The organism is Hominisplanchenecus sp., from assembly GCF_046967715.1.
Taxonomy (GTDB): Bacteria; Bacillota; Clostridia; order Lachnospirales; family Lachnospiraceae; genus Hominisplanchenecus; species Hominisplanchenecus faecis.
In genome coordinates this window covers 1-24,078 of record NZ_JBKVNQ010000043.1, presented here as the reverse complement: position 1 = coordinate 24,078, position 24,078 = coordinate 1, and the positions used below count along the sequence as shown (strand labels likewise).

The following is a 24,078-nucleotide window of genomic DNA, read 5'->3' as shown; positions in this document are numbered from 1 at the left end:
TGTGTTAGCCGCCCTTCGCCTAAACTCGCCTCTTCGAGGCTCAGACAGCGGCTCTCTGGGGCGGCAACATCGCAAACCTCACGACGGAAGCCTCGCTACCGTCAGAGCGATTTGTTTTCGAATCATCATGGTTGTATTATTTTACGCACTATGTTTTACAATGCGGTTTCGTTTGCACATTGCTAAAAGCTCCTGGCCTGCCAGGGGTCGCTTAAGCAAAAAGCTTTCTCAAGCCAAAATTATTTTGCTGAATTCACTTTCGCTTCCATAGCGTAAACTGCCGGGCAGACGGTATGGAGGCTATTTCTTTCTTCTGTGCAAAACAAAAAAAGATTATAGAAGTGTAAATTGTGCCCTGTCTTTTTGCGTCCGGCACTCTATAACACTTTCATTTCATCTTTTTGTACTGAAAAAGAAAAAACAGTAAATTTCTACTCGGCGGAGGTTTCACTTTCTGTACTTTCTTCTTCACTCTCCGGATAATCATCGTAATTTAATCCCTGGAATGCGGACAGTTTATCCGCTGACATCAGATAAATATTATTGCTTCCATCGAGCTGAACATAGTAAGATCCGTCTTCTGCCTGTTCTCCCACATAGAGAGTTCCGCTGAGAATTTCGGCAGGTTCGGTTTCGTTTGCTGTTTCGCTTTCTGTTTCGGAAGAAGTGTCTGTTTCTGACTCGGCTTCCGTTGTAGCATCATCCGAATCTGTCGCTTCGGTATATTGGAAGTTTATCGTCATGGACGGATTCTTCAGTCCGTATTTTTCTTTGTTTTCTTCTTTATGATCCACAAAACTGTCAAAAGAAAGATTTCCGAGGTGGTCCACAAGGGTTGTCACGGTGTTTACGGTCGCTTTTTCAGGAGTACTTTCTGTTTTGCCTCCGTCCTGAGACTGGGAAATCTGCCAGGTTTTTACCGAACCGGTGGTACTGCTCTCAAAAAGCAGTGTCGTACCTTCTTCGGTTATCGAAAGCTCCTGGACATTATCGGAAGAAATCGTCGGAAAACTTTTGATTTCAGCCAGATCCGTTAACGTTTTATGAAAGGAATCTGCAAGGGAAGAGCTTACGGTATAAATTTCTCCGCTGTCTTCACGTTTCAGATAATAATCACCGGTCATGCTGTTGGCTTCGCCAAGAACAAAGCTGCAGTTTGTACTGTCGGAAGAAGTGAGCGTGACCGTAGGAGCGTTTTCCGAAAATCCATAATTTTCCCCATCCTGTGCAGTGCCAAGATCACGCACAGCCTGGAGGGAAGTAAAAGTATTTACCAGTTCAGAAGCAGCATCGTTGGATAACGGAAACGTCTCGTCCTGAACACAGATCCAGCTGTTGTCTGTTTTTGTCAGCGTAAAAGAAGTATCACCGTCTGCCAGCTGAAAAGAAGAGACTTTATCAGAGGCGATCGTTGCTACTGCTACACCGGTTTCCGATTCCGCAGCAGCTGATTCCGACTCCTGTATCCGGTTATGGTTGGCAAGCAGTGCATAACTGCCGCCAAGTACGATCAGAACAGCAACGGCCGCAGCCAGTCCAAATGATTTTTTCTTCATTATTTTTTCCTCCTTTTCAGCCAGATCACACCGCCGGTTACCAGGAACAGAACCGGAAGAACGGCAATGGTAATAATGCTCCAGAGGTTGACATTTGCAGATGTCAGGGTCAGATAAGACAGCTGCATACTCTTGGAAGGAATGGAGATACTGGAACTCTGTCCGCACATCCAGCTTAAAGCGTTTGTGAGAAGTTTTGTATTGCCGCCGGAAACAGCAGAGTCTGTATTGCTGGTCAGAAACTGACTGCTTGCAAGAACGACCAGCCTGGTTTCTTTTGCATCTTCGGCAGCTTCTGTTTCGCTTTCAGCCTCAACCTGAGAAGCACTGCTTTCTCCTTCTACAATAGTTTCTGTTTCGGTCTCTTCTTCGGAATCAGATCCGTTTCCGATGGCTTCGGTAATGGCTGCTGCCAGAGTAAACGGACCGGTTTCATCGTTCTCTTCTTTGGAAAGGCTCTCCATATTTTCCGGATCTGCTTTTAAATATGCAGAACTGGTAGAAGTCAGCATATCGGTTACTGTGATGTCATCGGATTTGCTGTCCAGTGTTTTGATACTCTGACCGATCGGCATCAGCACATAGCTGTTTGAGCCGGAAAGGCTTCCGGTAGCATCGCAGGACTGGATCTCCGGCACCAGATAAAGAGGATTTCCGGAAACATAATGATTGTTGTCACCTTCCAGAACAACGCCTTTTTCAATAGAAACGCCATACTGTTCCAGAATAGAATGATAATTCGGCATTTCCGTTGTGGTATATCCGGATACCAGAAAAGCATGACCGCCATTTTGCAGATAGGTCAGAATGGCACTGGTCTCATCGTCGGAGAAATCTTTCTGCGGAGCATTGATCATTAGGCAGGATGCGTCTTCCGGAACCGTTCCGGCTGTGAGAAGATTCAGTTCCTGAACTTCGATATTTTCTTTTTCGATAGCAGACTGCATGGAGGAATCAAGATCATTTTCTTCATGTCCTGTTAATGTATACAGAATCGGAAGATCCTCTGTTGTGACATAGGCGATCGCACTGGTGACCTGACCTTCACCGTCAAATGCAGTTGTTTCCATAGAGTAAGTCTGGTAATTGACACTGCTTTCATACAGATCACTGTAAGGGATCACCTTGCTTCGTTTGTCACTGACAACGATCACACTGTTGGAAGCAAGATCTTCGTCGGTATAGGAAGAAGCAAAGCTTGGATTCAGAACCGGGTCCTTTTTCTCATATTTAATGTGAGAAGAGAGATCTGCATAACGTGTCAGAAGTTCGTTTAATGTAGCATCCTCACTTCCGTCTTCTGCAAGAAGATAAAGGGTGACATCTTCTGTCAGAGAAGAAGCAACGGTCTTTGTCTCGTCACCGATACTGTAAAGTTTATTTTCACTGACATCGATTTTTGTGGCAGTGGAAGGAAGTTCACTGATCAGAAGATTCAGAAAAACAGCGATTGCTATGACAACTACCGTAAAGGCAAGACTGTAAGATCCTTTTTTTAAAAGCTTTTTATTTTTCGACCGCAGCATATTAGCCGGCTTTTTTGATTTTAAATTGATGTTCATGGCGACAACCTCCTAATTCCAACGTCTTTTCTGAATGCTCTGAACCGTCAGAAACAGCATAATTCCAATAAAGGAAAGATAGTAGACAACACCGGTAAGATCAAGAATACTATTCGTAAAATTGCTGAAGTGACTGGACATATTGAAAAGATTCAGTATTTTCTGGATGATGCCTTCGAACATGCTTTGTTTCACAAAATAAAGAACGGCAAGGACACCTTCACCGATGACACCGATCACAAGCGGAAGCAGGATGTTCTGTGTGGTATGATAAATCAGCAAACCTATAAGCAGAACAATGACAACAAGTGCAAAAAAGGAAGCACCGGCAGTTTCCGGGAAAAATCCGCTGATTCCATCCATCAGATAACATACCAGCAGAAAAGCGAAGGTTCCGACTGCGGCAAGAATCTGGCTTTCCGTAAGAGACGAGAAGAACAGTCCCACAGCCAGGCAGGTACATCCAAGCAGAAAAAAACCAAGCAGTGCCACGTAAGTAGATGCAAAAGCAATGCTTCCGTACTGTGCCATGATCAGCGGATAGAAACACAGGATCACGACCGGAAGAAGAAAAGTGACGATCAGTGCCAGGTATTTTCCAAGCACAATCTGCCATACCGTCACCGGTGCAGTGAGAAGCAGCTGGTCCGTCTTCTGTTTGCGTTCCTCTGCAAGCGTTCGCATGGCAAGGATCGGTGACACGATCAGAAACAGAAAGGTGATGGAAGAGAGCGTATAACTGAACAGTGGATAGCCATAATTCAGGTTATAGGCAGTAAAATAAATACCCGCCATCAGAAGCAGGAATGCACCGAACACCCATCCTATCATAGAATGAAAAAAACTTCGGATTTCTCTTTTACATATGCACAGCATTTTCGTTGTCTCCTTTCTTTGTATCCGATTCTGTCGTGTCGGTATCGGTATCGTCCGCATTTTCTGTAGGGGAAGATGGTGTACCGGTAATCACTTTTTTTGCTGCCTGATCATCGGCAGTCAGCTCGAGGAAGATATCTTCCAGTGACAGTCTCACAAGCTGCATGGCAAGGATCGGAAGATTCTTTTCTGCCAGCTGATAGAAAAGCAGTTCCCGGATATCGGAAGAAGGATCGGTTTTGATCTCTGCTTTTACACAATGTTCTTCTTCGCAGTCGCCCATAAAGTGAAATTCTTTCACGGCTGTGATGCCTCGCAGAATTTCTTTCAGCTGTTCTTTGGAAGATTTCACCGTTACGATCAGACTATTTTGTCCCTGCATCAGTGAAGTAAGATTTTCCAGAGTGTCGCTGGCTACCAGTTTTCCGTGTGAAAGGATCAGGACGTAGTCGCAGACAGCACTGATTTCCGAAAGAATGTGGGAACTTAAGATAACCGTATGTTCTTTTCCGAGTTCTTTGATCAGATCACGGATCTCCAGGATCTGTTTTGGATCCAGACCAACCGTAGGCTCATCCAGGATCAGGATTTCCGGTGATCCGAGCAATGCCTGTGCAAGTCCTACTCTCTGACGGTAACCTTTGGAAAGATTTTTGATCAGACGGTTCTGTACGGCATCCAGTTTTGTGGTTGCACATACTCTGGTTATCTGATTTTTCCGTTCCGCTTTTGGGATTTTTTTCAGCTCGGCAGCAAATGCAAGATATTCTTTTACCGTCATATCAAAATAAAGCGGCGGCAGTTCCGGCAGATAACCGATGTTCTTTTTTGCGGCTTCTGCGTCTTCCAGAATGTCATGTCCGTTAATCGTAACACTTCCGTCGGTGGAAGCGAGATAACCGGTTATGATATTCATTGTGGTGGATTTGCCGGCACCGTTTGGACCTAAGAATCCATAAATACGGCCTTTTTCAATCGTGAAATTCAAATCGTCTACAGCGAGCGTGTCACCGTAGCGTTTGGTTAAATGTCTGACTTCAATCAAAACAATATCCTCCTTAAATAAATAACATATGATCTTATAAATCAGGGCAAAAACGCCCTGATTTTCAATCTTTTCAATATTTTATAAGGATTGTGTGTTTGATATGAGATGAAATTGTGTTTTTTGTTTGAAAATTGTGTGAAATGCAGACAGATCCTAAAAAGAAGGGAAGTGCTGGTAAGGTTCTCCGGAAGGAACAGTGATGCCAAGATCTTCCAGTTCGATGGGGATTTTTTCTCCGTTTTTATCGACGGTACAATAATAGATGGACAGATCCTGATCCTGTGAAAAATTCACCTGTAAGGTATAGCAGATACTGTCAAGAATCTGACGATAAAGCTGATCCTTGCTGTAGATGGGAAATGCTTCCTTTTCAGCGGATGCAGTGCCGGTAAAAAGAGAGCAGGATCTGGCAAAACAGACTGTGAGGCTGTTCTCATTTTCTCCGGTGACAGATTCGGCAAGATCCAGATTCCATCCGGTCAGATCAGCCATTGCAGCGATCAGAGATTCCGGCGTGACAATATCTCCGCCGGCATAGGGATAAGCACGGAAACTTCCATTGCTTCCTATATAAATAGATGCAGAAACAACTTCGGATTCTGTGCTGGATTCTTTTTGGTGTTCCGGTTCCTGGATCGGCAAGCGGATCGTACCGGATACGGACTGTGATTCCGGCGTGCTGCTTTCAGTTTCTGTTATATAGCCTCCGATTTCTGTTTCCACTGCAGGAGCCTCCGTGATCAGAGGTTTCGGTTCCTTTCGTTTGCTGCATCCGCCGGAAACCAGTAGCAGGATGCCAAGAAGAGGCAAAAATAAATGATATTTTTTCATATATAATCCTTTCCGATTTCAGTTGCATTCTTACAATTTTGGCAGGAAGTCCTTCGACCTGTGCCCGATATTACAGATACTGTTTTGTTTCATTCAGTATAGAAGAAAAGTGAAAAAAATGCAATAAAATGCAATAAAATGGAAAAAAGTTGCTTGCACCTTTTGGAAGGATGGTATAAGATACAGGAAAAGTGTGTTTATGAGGTGAGAAAATGGCAGATTCCAATATCACAAGGAATGCGATGGCAGCGGCGATGAAAGCTCTGATGAAAGAAAAAAAGCTTTCCAAGATCAGCATTTCCGATATATGCGGAGCATGCGGTATGAATCGCAACAGTTTTTATTATCATTTCAAAGACAAGTACGATCTGATCAACTGGATCTTTTATACAGAATTTGTGAGCAATATCCATCTGGAGGAATATAAAGATGCATTGCAGCTTCTGGAAGATATCTGCGATTATCTATATCAGGAAAGAGATTTTTACCGTGTGGCATTGAAGATGGAAGGACAGAATTCTTTCCAGGAATATTTTTCAGAAGTGATGGATCCATATCTGAAGTATCTTGCGGATCAGATCATGGGTGTCGGAAAAGAAGAAGCTTTTTTTCTGCGGTTTTTCGGAGATGCTTTTTTGATGGCGATTATCCGCTGGGTAATGGATGAGAATATTATGCAGCCCAGAGAATTTGTCCGACAGCTGGATGAGACAATTTCCCTGGGGGCGAAAAAGATTCTGGAAGTTAAACAGAAGAAAGCAGCCGATTCATCCGTTCTGTGATATGAATCGGGAGCGGATCACCTGAAATAATCTCATTGATCCGTGTGATATCAGAATAAAAATCAACAGCTAAAAACGGATATGCCTGCTTCATGCGGGTATCCACGGCAAATCTGGAAGCGACACTGCTGGTGTCGCTTTTTCTGTCTTCTGATAAAAAAAACAAAAATGGTGTGCCAAGAGAAGACAGAAGCCCCAGACTTTTCCGTGAAATGCATTCCCGGATATTCTGTTCATTATATAGCTGATAAACGCCATAAAGTTTTTTGTGGGCACTTAATATCTGATGGATTTCAGATTCCATTAAAGCTTCCATTTTGAAGATTGGCATTACATTCTGCACATCTTTATAATCATCCATATTGATACAGAAAGAATCCACATCCGAAAGAAACCATAAGAATGCACAGTCATCCTGCTTTTGAAATACCTCCGGCAGAAACGTGTTCTCTGAAAAGGAGGCAGATGGAAGGAGAGCATAAGTGCAGACACCATATGTTTTCCAAAAATCAATAAAAGCATTGAGGTTTTCAACTGTCCATTCGCTCTGTGAGAGATCCAGTATCTGGATCCAGGAAGTTAAGATGCCTTCATTATCCTTTTTTGCACGGATTTTTTTTGCACCGTCCGTCCAACTGTTGTAACCGAGGTTCATACCGAAAGTAGTCAGATTTTCTGCCGATACATTTCTGACGAGATTCTGCATAACAGAAAAATAAGGACTGTCTTTATATCTGAGACACTGCTGAAAAATGCCGAATATTTCTTTTTGCACCGATCCTCTGGCACATACTTTTCCGAGATCTGCTAGTTTGCGGAGCGTTCGTTTTGGATTACTTTCCATACCGCGAAAAGCTCTTGAAAGTTCCAGACGGATAACGGAGCGTGTTACGTCCTGTGTATTCAAAATATCACCTTCTTTTTTATTTATGAGAAAAAAACACAAACAAACCCTATAGTATTCTTAACTTCTTTCTACTATACTACTTCTTAGAAAGAAGAAAAATAGGCAAAGGAAGCGGCGATGTAAAAAAATTGTACACTTCCGTAAATGTGTCGAAAAATTATACATCATCTCAATAGTGACTAATGAAATATAAAAGCCGCAAAGCATATAATGTCACGTGAAAAGAGGAGCTGGCTTAGAAAATGTCGCAGAAGAGGCGGCAGCAGGAGGTAATAGATCATGGCAAAAAAAATCAGAAAAAATGTAAATACAAAAAAAGTTGTTTATAGAGGAATTGCAGTGGGAATGGCTGCTGTAATGGGTGGCGTGCCGGTAAGTGCAGCTGCCGCAGATGTATCAAAAGAAGAAACCGTTTATGTCAATGCGGATGCATCTGGAAATACGACAGACGTTACCGTATCAAACTGGTTGAAAAACAGCAATGGTGACAGTACGATAAAAGACAAATCCGATCTGCAGGATATCGAGAATGTAAAGGGCGATGAAACTTACACCGGAAGCGGTGACTCCATGAGCTGGCAGGCAGACGGTTCCGATATTTATTATCAGGGTACTACAAGCAAAGAACTTCCGGTATCTGTAAAGCTTAAATATTTTCTGGATGGTGTAGAAACAGATCCAAATGATCTGGTCGGCAAGAGCGGAAAGCTGAAGATTCAGGTAAATTATGAAAACAAAGCAAAAACAACAACAAAAATCGACGGCAAGACAGAAAATATTTATAATCCATTTGTTATGGTGACCGGAATGATCCTTCCGGATGAACATTTTTCCAACATTGTGATCGACAATGGAAAAGTGGTATCCGATGGAAGCAGAAATATTGTGATCGGTGTGGCAATGCCAGGTTTAAAAGAAAGCCTGAACCTTTCCAAAGATCAGGAAAAAGATATCACACTTCCGGAGAGTCTGGAGATTACAGCGGATGTAACGGATTTCGAGATGGACTCCACCTTCACCGTAGCAATGACAGACATTTTAAAACAGCTGGATGTGGACAGCATCTCGGATACCGATGAGCTGACAGATGCCCTGGATGATCTCGAGGATGCTGCACTGAAACTGGTTGATGGTTCCAAAGAGCTGTCTGACGGTGCAGATACTCTGAATGAGAAATACGGAGAGTTTGATGACGGAATCCAGACCTTAAAGGATGGTATCGATCAGTTGAACGGCGGTGCAAAACAGCTGGACAGCGGAATCAACGCGTATACACAGGGTGCAGAACAGCTGAATCAGGGTATCCAGAAATATCTCGGAAGCAAGGGTGTTATGACCGGAAAAGTAACAGAATACAAAAATGGTGTAAACAGCATCGTATCCGGTGTACAGACCTATACAAAAGGAACCTCCACACTAGCAGACGGTGTGACTTCTTACATCGCAGGTGAAAAGAAACTGGCAGACGGTGCAAAAGCACTGAAACCGTTGACAACAGGTCTTTCACAGGTGAGCACAGCGATCGATCAGATGTATGCCGCAATGGACGGAGAAGGCAGTACACAGGAAGATCTCAAGGCGGCTTCTTCTGCTCTGGCAGCCGGAACGGCACAGCTTGAGAGTTCTCTTGAAAGTCTGTCCGGACTGGCATCACAGGTTAACGGACTTGCTCAGACAGGAAGTGAACTGATTACAGAGGGCAAAGAACTTTCAGGTGCAGTAGACAGCTCCATCAAAGCACCGGCAGCACAGCTGATGGCAGACGGACAGTCACTGGCAGCACAGCTTCAGACAATCAACACTACCCTTACTACTTTACAGACACAGGCACAGACTGCGATTGCAACAGCAATGGGCACATCCGTTCAGAATGTCAATGCACAGATTGCAGACCGCAACAGCAAACTCGATGCAGCAAAATCCTCTGTGAATTCTGCAGTTGAAAGTGCAAACAGCCAGGTGGCAGCGGCAAATGGTCAGATTGACACGGCGAATGGTCAGATTGAGAGTGCAAGAGCCGCTCTTGATACAGCGATTGCAGCAGCACAGGCAGCCGGCAATACAGATCTGGTAAATTCTCTGACCGCTGCAAAATCAAATCTGCCGAGCGTATCCAAAGTGGATACCACCGTATCTGCAGATACTACTGGCGTGACAGCGGTAGATCAGGTAACGGCACCGGATGTCGAAATCAGCATGCCGGGTATCGACACGGCATCACTGACGGCAACCCTTCAGAGTATGAAGACCAGCCTTGAGACCCTTCAGAGTGCAGCTGGACAGATGAGCACAAAACTGGATGGCATGCAGACAAAATTGGCAACACTTTCCGGTGTGAGCATTCCGGAAGCACCGATGACACAGCTGACAACCAGTGTCAAAGTACTGAATACAGGCATGCAGGGACTGGATGCTGCAATCGACACACTTGCCGGAAATGTAAAGACTCTGAAAACACAGACTGCATCTCTTCCGACCGCGGGAGCCGGAATCGCAAGTCTGCTGAGCGGATTCGATTCACTTGGCTCATACAACGATCAGCTTACATCCGGAGCAAAAGAACTGAAACAGAACGCACCGGTACTGAATGCAGGGGTCAAGACACTGCAGAAAGGAACCAAACAGCTGGCAAGCGGTGTATCTCAGCTTTCCACACAGCTCTCGGCAGGAGCCTCCACACTGGTATCCAACAATGCAGCACTGACAGACGGTTCGGCAACCCTGCTTTCAGGAACAGATGAGCTCTTCACAGGAGCCGGTACCCTTCAGAGTGCAAGCGGACAGGTAGCAGATGGTATCAGCCAGCTGGCAGACGGAGCAAAAGAACTGGCAGACGGAACTTCTGAATTCGAAGAAGAAGGCACCAAGAAACTCAAAGAAACCGTAGAAGATGATCTGCTCACGGTGATCGACCGCATCAAAGCACTCAGCTCTGACGAGTGTACATACGATACTTTCAGCGGAAAAGCATCCGGTGTGGACAGCAACGTCAAATTCATCATCGAAACCGATCCGATCGAGTAACTTACATTAAAACGGGGTGATGTTCGGCAGGCAGGTGTATCAGCGATATAAAGCTGATACACCTGCTTTTGATATACCTGTGCAGCAAAAGAATTCTCAAAAAAATCGGTTTTGATATGCACGAAAGATGCAGGAAATAACAGAAAATAATTGAAAAAGCAGCATAAATAATAAAAGAGAAATGCAATATTGGTGATAAAACTGATGATAAGTCACAAAAAGACTTGAAATAGAATGAAAAGTATAGTATACTATACCTAGTTTTGAGGCGAAGAAGTCTTGGAATAAAATAAGAGTGGAACAGCATGAGATGTTTCACAGTGCAGTAACAGCAGTTACCACAGGGAGAAGCAGACAGCGATACAGATGTCTGCCATAAATATTTATGAAAGGAAAAGGTAAAAACGTATGAAATTCAAACAGGTTTTAGCAGGATTACTGGTAGGTACTATGGTTGTGACAAGTGCACCGGTATCCGGACTTGGAGCATTGAGTGCTCTTGCAGCTTCAGAAGAAGCAACAGACAGCAGAGTTAACCTTGCAGCACCAAATATTTCTGCAACAGCACCGGTTGCAGGGGAGAGCACAGATGATGCAGTAACTCTGGATCATAGTACAACAGCACAGGTGTTTAAGGATACGGCAGAAAATCCGGCAACCCTGACATCAGAGAATGTGGCAGTTACAAAGGATGCTGACAATGACGGAAACGATATCCAGGCATTTTCAGGTCAGATCACAGCAGCAAATGATGGAGAAAATAACAGCAAACTCAGTGTGACTGGTGATACACCGATGGTTATGAAATTCCGTATGAAAACGGATGCTGTTGATTCCAGTGACACATACCTGATGGGTAAAATGGATAACCAGTACGGTATTCAGATAAATAGCAGTAAAATTGCGTTTTATTCATGCAACAGTGATAATTCATGGCCAGAAGTAAACTTTGCAGTTCCTGATGATTTTTGGGGCAAATGGCATGAAGTAGTAGCTGTTTATACAGGAAGCAGTATGAAGCTGTTTGTAGATGGAAAAGAAGGTTCTGTGACAAGCGGAAGACCGTCTGCAGCAAAATGGTCTAGTTTTGATAACAGTACCTTTACAATGGGATATAATGTTGCAAAACAAAACAGCGATGGAAGCTATAAGGGAGTGTATAATGGAAAATTTGCAGATGTTGCATTTTACAGCGGCGGTGATGCAATTGCATCAGATGCATCTTACGATACAGTTATGGCATCTCTGGAGAACAGAACTCAAATTTTGAATATTGACGCAGAAGCAGCCAATGAAAATGCAGCACCGAATTATACTGTTGCAACTGCATGGACCGATTCCAAGGGTGATGCAGTTACAACATTTGAAGAAGATAAAGCATATACACTGACAGCTACTCTTACTGCAAAGGCAGGTTATAAATTTACTGAAGAGAGTAAACCGGCTACCATTAAAGTCGGAGAAGAAAATGTGGAAGTAAATGCAGTTGTTTCTGATGACGGAAACACCATGACCTTGACACATACCTTTGGTGAAGATAAGGAAATTCCACCGACAGAAGAGTATACAGCTTTACCAGCAAGTGCTCTGACAGGAACCGCTGACAGCATAGAAACACAGGGCGAAAAAAATGGTAATGGACCGGCTGAAAAAGCAACAGATGGTGACAAAACTACTTTCTGGCATTCACAGTACAGTCCATCCAACAATGTGATTTTGAATCAGGAAGATCCGACACAGAATCAGAACAATAATTATTATGTCAAGTTAGATACCACTTATACCGTAAGTGCAGTTACTTATATTCCAAGAACAAAAGCGGATGGTACGGTTACAGGTAATGGTTATATTACAAAATGTAATGTACATATATCCACTGACGATGGAAAAACCTGGACAAAAGCAGGAGAAAGCGGAGAATGGACCTACACAGACAGTGATGTGAAGAGAACCATTACTTTTGATAAGCCGGTAGAGGGTGTTACAAATATCAAGTTCGAAGTTTTGAGTACAAAAGGTGAAGTAACATCTAATGATAATAAATTTATCAATGCAGCTGAATTTGGTGTAACTGGCAAAGAAGAGTCTGAAGTTTCTAAAGATTGGGATATTACAGCACCTGCAATTACTGCCGTTGCACCAGCGAAAGGTGAGACTCCGAAAGATGTAACAGCTACAGATGAAAAAGGTTATACCATTAAGACGGAGTGGACAGACAGTGAAAGTGTACCGGTAACAGAATTTGAAGCAGGAAAAGATTATATTCTGAAAGTTACACTTACAGCTGAGGATGGATATAAATTTTCTGATATACCAGCTACCATTAAAGTAGGGGAAACAGATGTAAATGTAGATGCTGAAGTCTCTGAAAATGGAAAGACTATGGTTCTGACACATACATTCAGCGTACCGGCAGAGACAACAAAACCATCAGATAAAGAGTACGGAAAACTGGAAGGGCTGACTGGTAAGGCCGACAGTGTTGAAACAAAAAGCGAAGATGGTGCAATAAATAATGCACTGGATGGCAATGTCAATACTTACTGGCATACAAACTGGAGCGATTCATCCAAACCAAAGGCAACTTATGCAGACGGAAAACTGACCGGTAATAATACATATACCATTACACTGGCAAAAGCCACAAAGGTGAAAGCATTTACTTACATACCGAGAAATCATTATGATAAAGAAGGAAACATTGCAAATGGTGCGATTTCTGAATGCAAAGTTTTTGTATCCACAGACAATGGTGCAAACTGGACTCCAGCAGGAACGGTAGAAGGTGATGCTGCATGGACTTATGTAAAGAAAGATGCAGAAGGTGCAGATCAGAACTTTGTTGAGAAAACATTAGAATTTGGCACAGAATACGCAAATGTCACAGATGTAAAAGTTGAAGTTACCAAGACAGCCGGTGCTGAGGCGAATATGTTCATTAACGCAGCAGAATTCGGCGTGATCGGTGAAAAAGATGCAGTTCCTGTAGAATCAGAAGCACGCAAAGCTCTGGCAGCAGCACTTGCAGATGCAGAAAAAGTAGAATCTGCTGATAAATATACCGAGGATTCTTACAAGACATTCAAAGAAGCCTGGGATGCAGCAAACGCTGTTACCGACGAGACAAAAGATGAGGATGTTCAGACAATCGCAGATACACTGGCAAATGCGATCAAAGCACTGAAAAAAGCTGAAACACCGGCTCCGCCAGTTACCGAAGATTCTGTGATCACAGCACCGAGGCTTTCTTATACAGCACCGGTAGCCGGAGAAACTGCAGTAGTACCAAGCTATGTTGCAATGGAAGACCAGTCTGCGAAACCGGCTACACTGGAAGTGAAAGATGACGTTCCGACAACGGTCGTTGAAGATGGCGGCGTATTGGCATTCCAGGGAAGACTGACTGCACCGAACAACGGAGCAAACAATGATAAATTTGATGTATCCGGCGATACACCGATGGTTCTTCGCACAAAAGTAAAACTGAAGAATAAAACTGATGAAGTTGTAAACATCCTTGGTAAGATGGATTCTCAGTATGGTATCCAGGTAGACGGTGCAAACGACCGCGTGATCCTGTACTGCTGCGATGCACAAGGTAAATGGCCGGAGGTACAGTATAAATATGATGCCGATACCTTCTGGGGAGAGTGGCATGATATCGCACTGGTATATACCGGAACAAATATGCAGCTTTATGTAGATGGAAAAGCTGGTGAAGCTACACCGGGAAGAGTAAATGCATCAGATGGATACCAGGTTGTATTTAAATCTTATGCATCCAGTATCTTTACAATCGGATACAATACTGAAAAGAGTACAAACCACGAGGCAGATGGAAACGGTGTTAAATACTCCACACTGGATCAGGTAGATGGTAAGATTGCAGATATCAAACTTTACAAAGGCACCGATTATTCAGAAGGTCTGACAAAATCTTATGATGAGATCAAGGCCGCTCTGGAAAAGGTGGCACCAGATGCTGATATTTCTGCAATTCCATACACAGCAGTGACAACATGGTCAGCAAACGGTACTGCTCTTGAAAAAGATGCCAAGTTTGCCGGAGAGACAGCATATACTGCAACAACCGTATACACGGCTCGTTCCGGATTTAAATTTACCGACATCAGCAAACCAAGCGTAGACAGTGCAACCGTTACGATTTCAGCAGACGGAAAGACCATGACCGTGACAAAGACATTCCCGAAAACTGCAAAAATTGTTTGCTCCTGTGTAGTTGGCGAGATCACAGGTGTTGCAGATCAGACGATTGATCTTGGCGTAGCAGACAGCAAGACCGTAACACTGAGTGCAAAAGCACAGGTAACCGGTGACTGCAAGGTAGAAGGACATGACGGAACTGTAAACTATACCTACACAGTAACAGACGCAGGTACAACAGGTGCAACTGTAAAAGACAATGCAGTGACAGTGACAGCAGCAGGTACAGCAAAAGTAAAAGTAACGGCAACTCTGGCATCTGATGCAACCAAGACAAGCAAAAAAGAGATCACACTGACTGTTACAACAAACAAAGCGTCTGCACAGGATAAGGCAGATCTGGTAGCAGCGATCAATGCTGTAAAGGATATAAAAGAGGCGGATTATACAGAAGAAAGCTACGCACCGCTGAAAACAGCTCTGGCAACGGCAGATACACTGTCAAAGGACGCAAATGCATCGAAATCAGACATCGCAGCAGCGATCCAGGCGATCAGCGATGCGAAGAAAGGTCTGAAGACCAAAGTTGCTGCCAAGAAAGAAGAACTGAACAGTCTGCTGACAGCTGTTTATGATGATCTGATGAAAAATGGCAACACATATACAGTGGCATCTTATAATAATGCAGTGACGGTATATAAAGCAGTGAAAGATCTTCCAGGCAAAGACGGAGTAACCGTAGCAGAACTTGAAAAGGCAATCAAAGATCTGAATGATGCAAAAGATGCTCTGGTACTTCAGGAAACAGCTGATCTGGAAAAAGCAAAAGAAAACGCAGCCAACACACTGAAAGACGCAGCGGCGATTGCAGATGCAGGACAGAAAGATTATGAAGAAGCAAGCTGGAAAGTATTTGATGCAGCTTACAAGGCACTGAAAAATGCTCCGGCAGATGCAGATAAAGCAACCCTGGAAAGCCTGACACTGGCACTTAGAAATGCACAGGCAGCCCTGAAGAAGGCAGAGACTCCTGCAGTTGCTCTGGATGCACCGAAGGTAAAAGCAGCAAAAGCAAAAGTTACCAAAACAGGTGTTGTTGTAAATGTAACGGTAGAAGCAGTAAAAGATGCAGCATCTTACGATGTATACCGTGTAGTAAAGGGCAAAGCAACCAAGGTTGGTACAACCGCAGCAGGCAAAACGACCGTAAAAGATAAGAAAGCAGTCAAAGGTGCTTCTTACTACGCAGTGGCAGTTTCCAAAGACGGCAAGGTTGTAAGCAAAGCCGGTGCAGCTGTAGCAGTGAAACTTGCAAAAGCTCCGAAGATCCAGAAAGCAACAGCAGGATCTAAGAACGCAAAACTGAGCTGGAAGAAAGTAAAAGGTGCAAAAGTTGTTGTATATCGTTCTACGAAGAAAAACAGTGGTTACAGAAAAGTGGCTACTACCAGAAAAAATGCAACTTCTGTCACAAATAAGAAAGGTCTGAAAGCCGGCAAGACTTACTACTACAAGATTGCAACGATCAAAGGAAAACTGATCAGTGCAATGAGCAAAGCAAAAAGAGTTAAAATTAAAAAATAAGATTTTCAAAGCATGGAAAACTTATAATTAAATGAAAGAAGAGGGGCGGTACTTCGGTATCGTTCCTTTTTCTTTACCATTTTGGTATCTTAAAAAGACAGCACAGGAATGCTTCTGTATGTTTGATTTTGGAATCTTTGGAATTATTGTATCATGCAGAAAAAACGTGAAAATTCCAAAAAATAAAAAAGTTTAAAAAAATTAAAAAAAGGTGTTGACATTTCCTGAAACATGGTATATTATTAAGGAGTCTTGAGGCAAGACAAAAAACAAAAGATAAGGTTCCATGGTCAAGCGGTTAAGACGTCGCCCTCTCACGGCGAAAACAGGGGTTCGATTCCCCTTGGAACTGCTAAGAAGGCTGTTTTGTTAGAAAACAAAGCAGCTTTTTTCTTTGCCCCATAAGAGAACATTTGTTTTGGGGTGTGATAAGAACAAGCATGTTTTTGAGCAAGGAGGAAAATATGGCAAAAAAAAGCACCTATGATGCCAGCAGTATTTCGGTACTGGAAGGTCTGGAAGCTGTCAGGAAGCGTCCTGGTATGTATATTGGCAGCGTTTCCAGAAAGGGTTTGAATCATTTAATATATGAAATCGTAGATAACTCGGTGGATGAACATCTGGCTGGTTTCTGTGACCGCATTGAAGTGACACTGGAAAAAGACGGCTCTGCAACCATCAAAGACAATGGACGTGGTATTCCGGTGGGCATGCACGAAAAAGGCATGTCGGCAGAACGTCTCGTTTTCACGACGCTGCATGCAGGCGGTAAGTTTGATAATTCGGTCTATAAGACAAGCGGCGGTCTGCATGGTGTCGGATCTTCCGTTGTAAATGCCTTGTCCGAATGGCTGGAAATAAAAGTAAGCCGTGAAGGTTGCGTGCACTATGACCGTTACGAGAGAGGGATTCCGACGGTTGAACTGGAAAACGGCTTGCTCCCGGTTATTGCAAAGACCAGAGAAACAGGAACCTGGATTCGTTTTCTTCCAGATGCAGAGATTTTTGAAAAGACTCGTTTTTCGGCAGCAGAAGTAAAGAGCAGGCTGCACGAAACTGCTTATCTGAATCCAAATCTTACGATCGTATTCAAGGATCTGCGGGATGAGGAGAAAGAGACGGTCACGTTTCATGAGCCGGACGGTATCGTCGGCTATATACGGGATTTAAATAAGAAAAAGGAAACGATCCACGAGCCGGTTTATCTGTGTGGAGAAGCGGATGGCATTCATGTAGAATGTGCATTTCAGTATGTCAATGAATTCCATGAAAACGTACTTGGTTTCTGCAATAATATTTACAATGCAGAAGGCGGCACGCACCTGACCGGTTTCAAAACCGTGTTTACCACGGTGATGAACACTTACGCAAGAGAGCTTGGGATTTTAAAAGAAAAGGATGCCAACTTTACCGGAGCAGATATCCGAAACGGTATGACGGCGGTTGTTTCTATAAAACATCCGGCTCCGCGATTTGAAGGTCAGACAAAGACCAAGCTGGATAACCAGGATGCCTCAAAAGCAACGGCGAAGGTGGTAGGAGATGAGGTGGTCCGCTATTTTGACCGAAATCTGGAAGTATTAAAGAGCGTGCTCTCCTGTGCGGAAAAAGCAGCCAAAATCCGCAAAACAGAAGAAAAAGCAAAAACAAACATGCTTACAAAGCAGAAATATTCTTTTGATTCCAACGGAAAGCTGGCAAACTGTGAAAGCCGCGATGCTTCAAAATGCGAAATTTTTATCGTGGAGGGAGATTCTGCGGGGGGATCTGCAAAAACGGCAAGAAACCGTAATTTCCAGGCGATCCTGCCGATTCGCGGTAAGATTTTGAATGTCGAAAAAGCAAGTATTGATAAGGTTCTTGCTAATGCCGAGATCAAAACAATGATCAATGCATTTGGCTGTGGATTCTCAGAAGGATACGGTAATGATTTTGATATCACAAAACTCCGTTACGATAAGATCGTGATCATGGCAGATGCCGACGTGGACGGTGCTCATATCTCAACCCTGCTTCTGACACTGTTTTATCGTTTTATGCCGGATCTGATCTATGAAGGACATGTATATATTGCAATGCCGCCGCTTTACAAAGCGATGCCTTCCAGAGGAGAAGAAGAGTATCTGTACGATGATAAAGCACTGGAGCGTTACCGCAAAACACATAAAGGCAATTTCACGCTGCAGCGTTACAAAGGTCTTGGCGAGATGGATGCCGAGCAGCTCTGGGAGACCACACTGAATCCAGAAACACGTATTCTGAAAAGGGTGGAGATCGAAGATGCACGTATGGCTTCGGATGTGACGGAAATGCTGATGGGAAGCGATGTTCCACCAAGAAAGGCATTTATTTATGAACATGCCCAGGATGCAGAACTGGATATATAGAACGAAACAAAATATAGAATCGCTTCGAACAGATGAAGCATCTGATGGCAGAATCACAAGAACAGGATTGAAATAAGGAGAAAGTTACGACATGGATAGAGAACAGGAACAGATCATCCGGACAGAGTATTCGGAGCTGATGCAAAAATCATATATTGATTATGCAATGAGTGTCATTGTCTCAAGGGCACTGCCGGATGTGCGTGACGGACTGAAACCGGTACAGAGACGAACACTTTATGATATGTATGAACTGGGCATTCGCTATGACCGCCCTTATCGTAAATGTGCCCGTATTGTCGGAGATACGATGGGTAAATATCATCCGCATGGCGACAGCTCGATCTATGAGTCTCTGGTTGTGATGGCACAGGACTTTAAAAAAGGACTGCCTCTGGTGGATGGTCACGGAAATTTTGGCTCGATCGAGGGTGACGGTGCAGCGGCGATGCGATATACAGAGGCACGCCTGCAGAAAGTGACTCAGGATGCATTTCTCTCGGATCTGGACAAAGATGTGGTGGATTTTGGACCAAACTTTGATGAAACAGAAAAAGAACCTCAGGTTCTTCCGGTGCGGCTTCCGAATCTTCTCGTAAATGGATCAGAAGGAATCGCCGTTGGTATGGTGACCAGCACACCGCCGCACAATTTGGGCGAGGTGATCGATGCCGTCAAGGCAACGATTTTAAATCATAAGATCACGACGGAAGAACTGATGCAGTATATTCAGGGTCCGGATTTTCCGACCGGCGGCATTGTCATCAACAAAGACGATCTGCTTTCCGTTTACGAGACAGGGACAGGCAAGATCCGCCTGCGTGGACGTGTGGAGATCGAAAAGCTCAAAGGCGGAAAAGAACGCATTGTGATCACAGAGATCCCATATACCATGATGGGGGCAAATATCGGCAAATTTTTAAATGATATCGCAGGGCTGGTAGAGAACAAAACCACCACAGATATCGTCGATATCTCCAATCAGTCCTCGAAAGACGGTATAAGGATCGTTCTGGAGCTCAGGAAAAATGCAGATACGCAGAATATCATCAATATGCTTTACAAAAAGACCAGACTGGAGGACACGTTCGGTGTCAATATGCTTGCCGTGGCAAACGGAAAGCCGGAAACGCTGGGATTAAAAGCGATCATCGAACATCACATTGATTTTCAGTTTGAACTGGCAACCAGAAAATATAAAAATCTTCTTGGTAAAGAAAAAGCGAAACAGGAGATCCAGGAAGGACTGATCAAAGCCTGCGATGTGATCGACCTGATCATTGAGATTCTGCGTGGCAGCAAAAACCGCGAGCAGGTCAAAAAATGTCTGGTGGAAGGCATAACAGAAGGAATCCGTTTCCGTACCAAAGCATCTGAAAAAGCTGCGGCAAAACTGCATTTTACGGAGAATCAGGCAAATGCCATTCTGGATATGCGTCTTTACAAACTGATCGGGCTGGAAATCGAGGCACTGGAGGCGGAGCATGCCCAGACCCTGAAAAACATTGCTGCTTACGAAGATATTCTGACAAACTACCGTTCTATGGCAAAAGTGATCATGAAAGATCTGGATCGTCTGAAAAAGGAATATGCTTCTGAACGAAAAACTTCCATTGAGAATGCAAAAGCAGCTGTTTTTGAAGAGAAGAAGATGGAGGAAGCGGAAGTGGTGGTTCTGATCGATCGCTTTGGCTATACAAGAAGCGTGGATCTTTCGGTATATGAACGGAACAAAGAATCAGCAGATGCGGAAAACCGCTTTGTGGTGCATTGCCTGAATACCGACAAGCTCTGTATTTTTACGGATACCGGACGTTTGCATCTTCTGAAAGTGGCAGATCTTCCTTATGGACGTTTCCGTGACAAAGGTACACCGCTTGACAATCTCTGCAATTATTCCAGCACGGAAGAAGAAATTCTTCGCATCGAAGGCCTGAATGCGGTCAAGAGCACAAATCTGTTGTTTGCAACGCAGCAGGGCATGATCAAAAAGGTAGAGGGGACGGAATTTGATGTCTCCAAACGGACGATCGCATCCACAAAACTTACGGATGGCGATAAACTGATTGCAGTTTTACTGATCGGTGAGGAAGAACAGATTGTCCTGCAAAGCACAGATGGCTATTTCCTGCGTTTTATGCTGGAAGAAGTTCCGGTCAAAAAGAAGGCGGCAATCGGTGTCCGCGGTATGAAAATGAATGCGAAAGATCAGCTTTTGCAGGTACATCTGCTTACACCGAACGGAGATGACATCGCTATATACAAAGACAAAGAAGTACATTTAAATCGCCTGCGGATCAGCAAACGAGATGCAAAAGCAGTCAAAACGAGGGTTTCCTGATAAAAAAAACAGGCAAAGACCGTGAAAATTAAATAATAAGAAATTTTCAACAAAGTCTTGCATTTTAACAGCAGTAGTGTTATAATTGGAGCGATGATAGAAGATTACCAGAGTGTGAGTGGGCAGTTCGCCCACTCATTCTTGTTGTATAAGAAAGGGTGAAGCGAATGACAAGAAGAGAGACTTATGAAGCAAAGACAGAAGAACTGCTGCAGCCGCTTGTGGATGCACACGGGTTCGAGCTTGTCGATGTAGAATACGTAAAAGAGGCCGGTAACTGGTATCTGCGTGCCTATATTGACAAACCGGGCGGGATTGCAGTAGATGACTGCGAAGTGATCAGCAGAGCGTTGAGTGACAAACTGGATGAAGAAGACTACATCGAAGATTCCTACATTCTGGAAGTGAGTTCCCCGGGACTTGGACGTCCGCTGAAAAAGGACAAAGATTTCCAAAGAAGCATCGGAAAAGAGATCGAAGTCCGCACTTTCCGTGCCATCGACAAACAGAAAGAATTCATAGGTATCTTAAAAGAATTCAACAAAGACAGCTTCACCATAGTGATAGAAGACAACGAAATGACGTTCCAGCGTTCCGAGACAGCACTGGTAAGACTGGCGTTTGATTTTTAAACATAATAGGAGGATAAAAGAAAATGAATAGCGAGTTGTTGGAAGCATTAAATGTACTGGAGAAAGAAAAAAACATCAGCAAGGATACCCTTCTGGAAGCAATCGAACAGTCCCTGCTTCAGGCATGTAAAAACCACTTTGGAAAAGCAGACAATGTAAAGGTATTTATTGATCCGGTAACCTGTGAGTTCAACGTGCACGCAGAAAAGACGGTTGTAGAGAAAGTAGAAGATCCGATCATGGAGATCAGCCTGGAAAACGCAAAACAGCTGAACTCCAAATATGAGCTTGGTGATATCGTAAACGTAGAGATCAAATCCAAAGAATTCGGACGTATCGCTACTATGAATGCCAAGAACGTGATCCTTCAGAAAATCCGTGAAGAGGAAAGAAAAGTACTTTTTGAGGAATATTATCAGAAAGAAAAGGATATCATTACCGGTATTGTTCAGCGTTATGTCGGCAGAAATGTCAGCGTAAACCTTGGTAAAGTAGATACCGTCCTGATGGAAAATGAAATGGTAAAAGGTGAAGTATTCCGCCCGACCGAGCATATCAAGCTTTACGTTCTGGAAGTAAAAGACACACCGAAGGGACCGAAAGTTGTTGTATCACGTACCCATCCGGAGCTGGTAAAACGTCTGTTTGAGTCCGAAGTAACCGAAGTAAAAGATGGTACTGTAGAGATCAAGAGTATTGCAAGAGAAGCCGGAAGCAGAACAAAGATGGCAGTCTGGTCCAACAATCCGGATGTAGATCCGGTCGGAGCATGTGTCGGCATGAACGGTGTGCGTGTCAATACGATCGTAGAAGAACTGCGAGGAGAAAAGATCGATATCATCAACTGGGATGAAAACCCGGCAATCCTGATCGAGAATGCATTAAGTCCGGCAAAAGTAATCTCTGTTATCGCAGATGACGATGAGAAGACCGCAAAAGTGATCGTTCCGGATTATCAGCTGTCTCTGGCAATCGGAAAAGAAGGACAGAATGCAAGACTGGCAGCAAAACTGACCGGATTCAAGATCGATATCAAGAGTGAGACACAGGTAAGAGAATCCGGCGAGCTGGATGAATATCTGATGCAGGGCGATTACGAAGAAGACGCTGATACAGAAGCAGCAGATGAGGATACTTTTGATTATGAAGAAGCATACGAAGAAACTTCTGACAAAGAAACGGAAGATATGCTGAATGAAGAAGGCGATCAGGAGTAAAACATGAGTCAGGTTAAAAAAATCCCCATGCGGAAATGCGTGGGATGTCAGGAAATGAAAAGCAAACGGGAGATGATCCGCATCCTGAAAACAGAAAGCGAAGGGATCATCCTGGATGCGACAGGAAAGAAAAACGGCAGAGGTGCATATATTTGCAGATCCGGGGAATGCCTTGAAAAAGCGATCAGAAATCACGGGATCGAGCGTTCACTGAAAACCGGCATCTTGCCGGAGATATATGACAGCCTGAAGAAGGAGATTGAAAAGATTGAGTCAGAATAGAGTGCTCTCTATGATCGGTCTTGCACAGAAAGCCGGAAAAACGGCCAGCGGAGAATTTTCTACGGAAAAATCGGTCAAAACGGGTTGTGCAGCACTGGTTATCGTATCCACGGAATCTTCGGACAATACAAAGAAGAAGTTCCGGAATATGTGCGAATATTATAAGGTGCCGTTCTATCTTTATGGTACAAAAGCTGAATTAGGTGCAGCTATGGGTAAAGAATTTCGGGCATCACTTGCGATCACAGATACAGGACTTGCAAATGCCGTCCGGAAATATTTACCGGTGGAAAATGATGGAGGTAGATGTGATGGCGAGAATCAGGATACATGAACTGGCCAAAAAACTTGGCAAAGAAAATAAAGAAATTTTGAACTATTTGACAGAAAAGGGCATTCAGGTAAAAAGCCCTATGAATTCATTAGAAGAGGAACAGGTGGCTATGGTAGAAGATAAATTCGGAAAGAAAGAGACGAAGCCGGAAGGAAAGGCAGAAGCAGCAGAAGAAAAGAAAGCACCTGCTAAAAAGAAAAATATTACACAGGTATTTCATCCGCAGAACAGCCGTACAGGTATCGGACGCGGCACAAGAGGATCACAAAATCGAACAGAAGGACAGCAGGGACGCAGAAACAACGGCCAGAAGAATAATCGACAGGATGGTCAGACACAGAATCGTGACGGTCAGAACCGCACAGGTCAGCAGGGAGGCCCAAGAAGAGACGGCCAGAATGGAGGCGGACGTTTCCGTGACGGCAATAATGACTCCAGAAATCAGGGTCAGGGACGCAGAAATGATGGTCAAAACCGCACAGGTCAGCAGGGAGGACCAAGAAGAGACGGCCAGAATGGAGGCGGACGTTTCCGTGACGGCAATAATGACT

General features: G+C 43.9%; 16 protein-coding genes and 1 tRNA gene. 11 read left to right on the top strand and 6 right to left on the bottom strand.

Going from position 1 to position 24,078, the window contains the following annotated elements; genetic code table 11:
• Positions 1–431 precede the first annotated feature (431 nt).
• From ACLTL4_RS07670 to ACLTL4_RS07650, 5 genes are all read right to left on the bottom strand, one after another.
• Entirely contained in the window at positions 432–1,556 is a 1,125-nt protein-coding gene (locus tag ACLTL4_RS07670; RefSeq protein WP_412320387.1) for a DUF4340 domain-containing protein, read from the bottom strand.
• Positions 1,556–3,118 carry a GldG family protein gene (locus ACLTL4_RS07665; protein WP_412320386.1) on the bottom strand — a complete coding sequence of 521 codons (1,563 nt, stop codon included), beginning with the start codon at positions 3,116–3,118 and terminating at the stop codon, positions 1,556–1,558. Before ACLTL4_RS07665 ends, ACLTL4_RS07670 begins: the two co-directional genes overlap by 1 nt.
• Before the next feature lie 12 nt (positions 3,119–3,130).
• Positions 3,131–3,949 carry an ABC transporter permease gene (locus ACLTL4_RS07660; RefSeq protein ID WP_320056720.1) on the bottom strand — a complete coding sequence of 273 codons (819 nt, stop codon included), beginning with the start codon at positions 3,947–3,949 and terminating at the stop codon, positions 3,131–3,133.
• Positions 3,950–3,977: 28 nt separating this feature from the next.
• Complete coding sequence (locus tag ACLTL4_RS07655) at positions 3,978–5,039, bottom strand: ABC transporter ATP-binding protein (protein ID WP_173865841.1); 1,062 nt, start codon at positions 5,037–5,039, stop codon at positions 3,978–3,980.
• 156 nt (positions 5,040–5,195) lie between these two features.
• Positions 5,196–5,873, bottom strand: a complete 678-nt coding sequence (locus ACLTL4_RS07650) for a hypothetical protein (protein WP_173865840.1) — start codon at positions 5,871–5,873, stop codon at positions 5,196–5,198.
• Positions 5,874–6,085: 212 nt separating this feature from the next.
• On the opposite strand from ACLTL4_RS07650, the gene ACLTL4_RS07645 reads away from it, so the two are divergent.
• Positions 6,086–6,655, top strand: coding sequence for a TetR/AcrR family transcriptional regulator C-terminal domain-containing protein (locus ACLTL4_RS07645; RefSeq protein WP_173865839.1), 570 nt, complete (start codon positions 6,086–6,088; stop codon positions 6,653–6,655).
• Here ACLTL4_RS07645 and ACLTL4_RS07640 read toward each other — a convergent pair.
• Positions 6,618–7,562: a hypothetical protein gene (locus ACLTL4_RS07640; protein WP_173865838.1), complete on the bottom strand. Its 945-nt coding sequence runs from the start codon at positions 7,560–7,562 to the stop codon at positions 6,618–6,620. The two genes, ACLTL4_RS07645 and ACLTL4_RS07640, sit on opposite strands and share 38 nt — an antisense overlap.
• Before the next feature lie 279 nt (positions 7,563–7,841).
• Between ACLTL4_RS07640 and ACLTL4_RS07635 the strand changes: the two genes are divergently transcribed.
• The 10 genes from ACLTL4_RS07635 to ACLTL4_RS07590 form a co-directional block, all read left to right on the top strand.
• Positions 7,842–10,586 carry a hypothetical protein gene (locus ACLTL4_RS07635; RefSeq protein WP_412320385.1) on the top strand — a complete coding sequence of 915 codons (2,745 nt, stop codon included), beginning with the start codon at positions 7,842–7,844 and terminating at the stop codon, positions 10,584–10,586.
• 408 nt (positions 10,587–10,994) lie between these two features.
• On the top strand, positions 10,995–16,334 hold the full coding sequence (locus ACLTL4_RS07630; protein ID WP_412320384.1) for a discoidin domain-containing protein: 5,340 nt from the start codon (positions 10,995–10,997) through the stop codon (positions 16,332–16,334).
• A gap of 280 nt (positions 16,335–16,614) precedes the next feature.
• Positions 16,615–16,686 (top strand) — tRNA-Glu (locus ACLTL4_RS07625).
• A 112-nt stretch (positions 16,687–16,798) separates the two neighbouring features.
• The gene (locus tag ACLTL4_RS07620) at positions 16,799–18,721 is read left to right on the top strand and encodes a DNA gyrase/topoisomerase IV subunit B (protein WP_173865835.1); all 1,923 of its coding nucleotides are present in this window, start codon (positions 16,799–16,801) and stop codon (positions 18,719–18,721) included.
• 91 nt (positions 18,722–18,812) lie between these two features.
• Complete coding sequence (locus ACLTL4_RS07615) at positions 18,813–21,062, top strand: DNA topoisomerase (ATP-hydrolyzing) subunit A (protein WP_412320383.1); 2,250 nt, start codon at positions 18,813–18,815, stop codon at positions 21,060–21,062.
• Between the two features lie 167 nt (positions 21,063–21,229).
• Positions 21,230–21,694 (top strand): ribosome maturation factor RimP, encoded by a 465-nt coding sequence (rimP, locus tag ACLTL4_RS07610; protein WP_412291036.1) that lies wholly within the window; start codon positions 21,230–21,232, stop codon positions 21,692–21,694.
• Positions 21,695–21,717: 23 nt separating this feature from the next.
• Positions 21,718–22,911 (top strand): transcription termination factor NusA, encoded by a 1,194-nt coding sequence (gene nusA / locus ACLTL4_RS07605; RefSeq protein WP_173895319.1) that lies wholly within the window; start codon positions 21,718–21,720, stop codon positions 22,909–22,911.
• A gap of 3 nt (positions 22,912–22,914) precedes the next feature.
• The gene (gene rnpM / locus ACLTL4_RS07600) at positions 22,915–23,193 is read left to right on the top strand and encodes an RNase P modulator RnpM (protein ID WP_022119277.1); all 279 of its coding nucleotides are present in this window, start codon (positions 22,915–22,917) and stop codon (positions 23,191–23,193) included.
• Positions 23,180–23,527, top strand: coding sequence for a L7Ae/L30e/S12e/Gadd45 family ribosomal protein (locus ACLTL4_RS07595; protein ID WP_215658646.1), 348 nt, complete (start codon positions 23,180–23,182; stop codon positions 23,525–23,527). Before rnpM ends, ACLTL4_RS07595 begins: the two co-directional genes overlap by 14 nt.
• The coding region (locus ACLTL4_RS07590; protein WP_412320382.1) for a translation initiation factor IF-2 N-terminal domain-containing protein at positions 23,505–24,078 on the top strand (574 nt) is incomplete at its 3' end. The genes ACLTL4_RS07595 and ACLTL4_RS07590, both read left to right, overlap by 23 nt.

Bases quoted from the DNA above. Each gene is read 5' to 3' on its own strand.
- rnpM (WP_022119277.1), top strand. From the start codon at position 22,915: ATGAGTCAGGTTAAAAAAATCCCCATGCGGAAATGCGTGGGATGTCAG.
- ACLTL4_RS07630 (WP_412320384.1), top strand. From the start codon at position 10,995: ATGAAATTCAAACAGGTTTTAGCAGGATTACTGGTAGGTACTATGGTT.
- ACLTL4_RS07670 (WP_412320387.1), bottom strand. From the start codon at position 1,556: ATGAAGAAAAAATCATTTGGACTGGCTGCGGCCGTTGCTGTTCTGATC.
- ACLTL4_RS07660 (WP_320056720.1), bottom strand. From the start codon at position 3,949: ATGATAGGATGGGTGTTCGGTGCATTCCTGCTTCTGATGGCGGGTATT.
- nusA (WP_173895319.1), top strand. From the start codon at position 21,718: ATGAATAGCGAGTTGTTGGAAGCATTAAATGTACTGGAGAAAGAAAAA.
- rimP (WP_412291036.1), top strand. From the start codon at position 21,230: ATGACAAGAAGAGAGACTTATGAAGCAAAGACAGAAGAACTGCTGCAG.
- ACLTL4_RS07645 (WP_173865839.1), top strand. From the start codon at position 6,086: ATGGCAGATTCCAATATCACAAGGAATGCGATGGCAGCGGCGATGAAA.
- ACLTL4_RS07620 (WP_173865835.1), top strand. From the start codon at position 16,799: ATGGCAAAAAAAAGCACCTATGATGCCAGCAGTATTTCGGTACTGGAA.
- ACLTL4_RS07615 (WP_412320383.1), top strand. From the start codon at position 18,813: ATGGATAGAGAACAGGAACAGATCATCCGGACAGAGTATTCGGAGCTG.
- ACLTL4_RS07665 (WP_412320386.1), bottom strand. From the start codon at position 3,118: ATGAACATCAATTTAAAATCAAAAAAGCCGGCTAATATGCTGCGGTCG.
- ACLTL4_RS07650 (WP_173865840.1), bottom strand. From the start codon at position 5,873: ATGAAAAAATATCATTTATTTTTGCCTCTTCTTGGCATCCTGCTACTG.
- ACLTL4_RS07635 (WP_412320385.1), top strand. From the start codon at position 7,842: ATGGCAAAAAAAATCAGAAAAAATGTAAATACAAAAAAAGTTGTTTAT.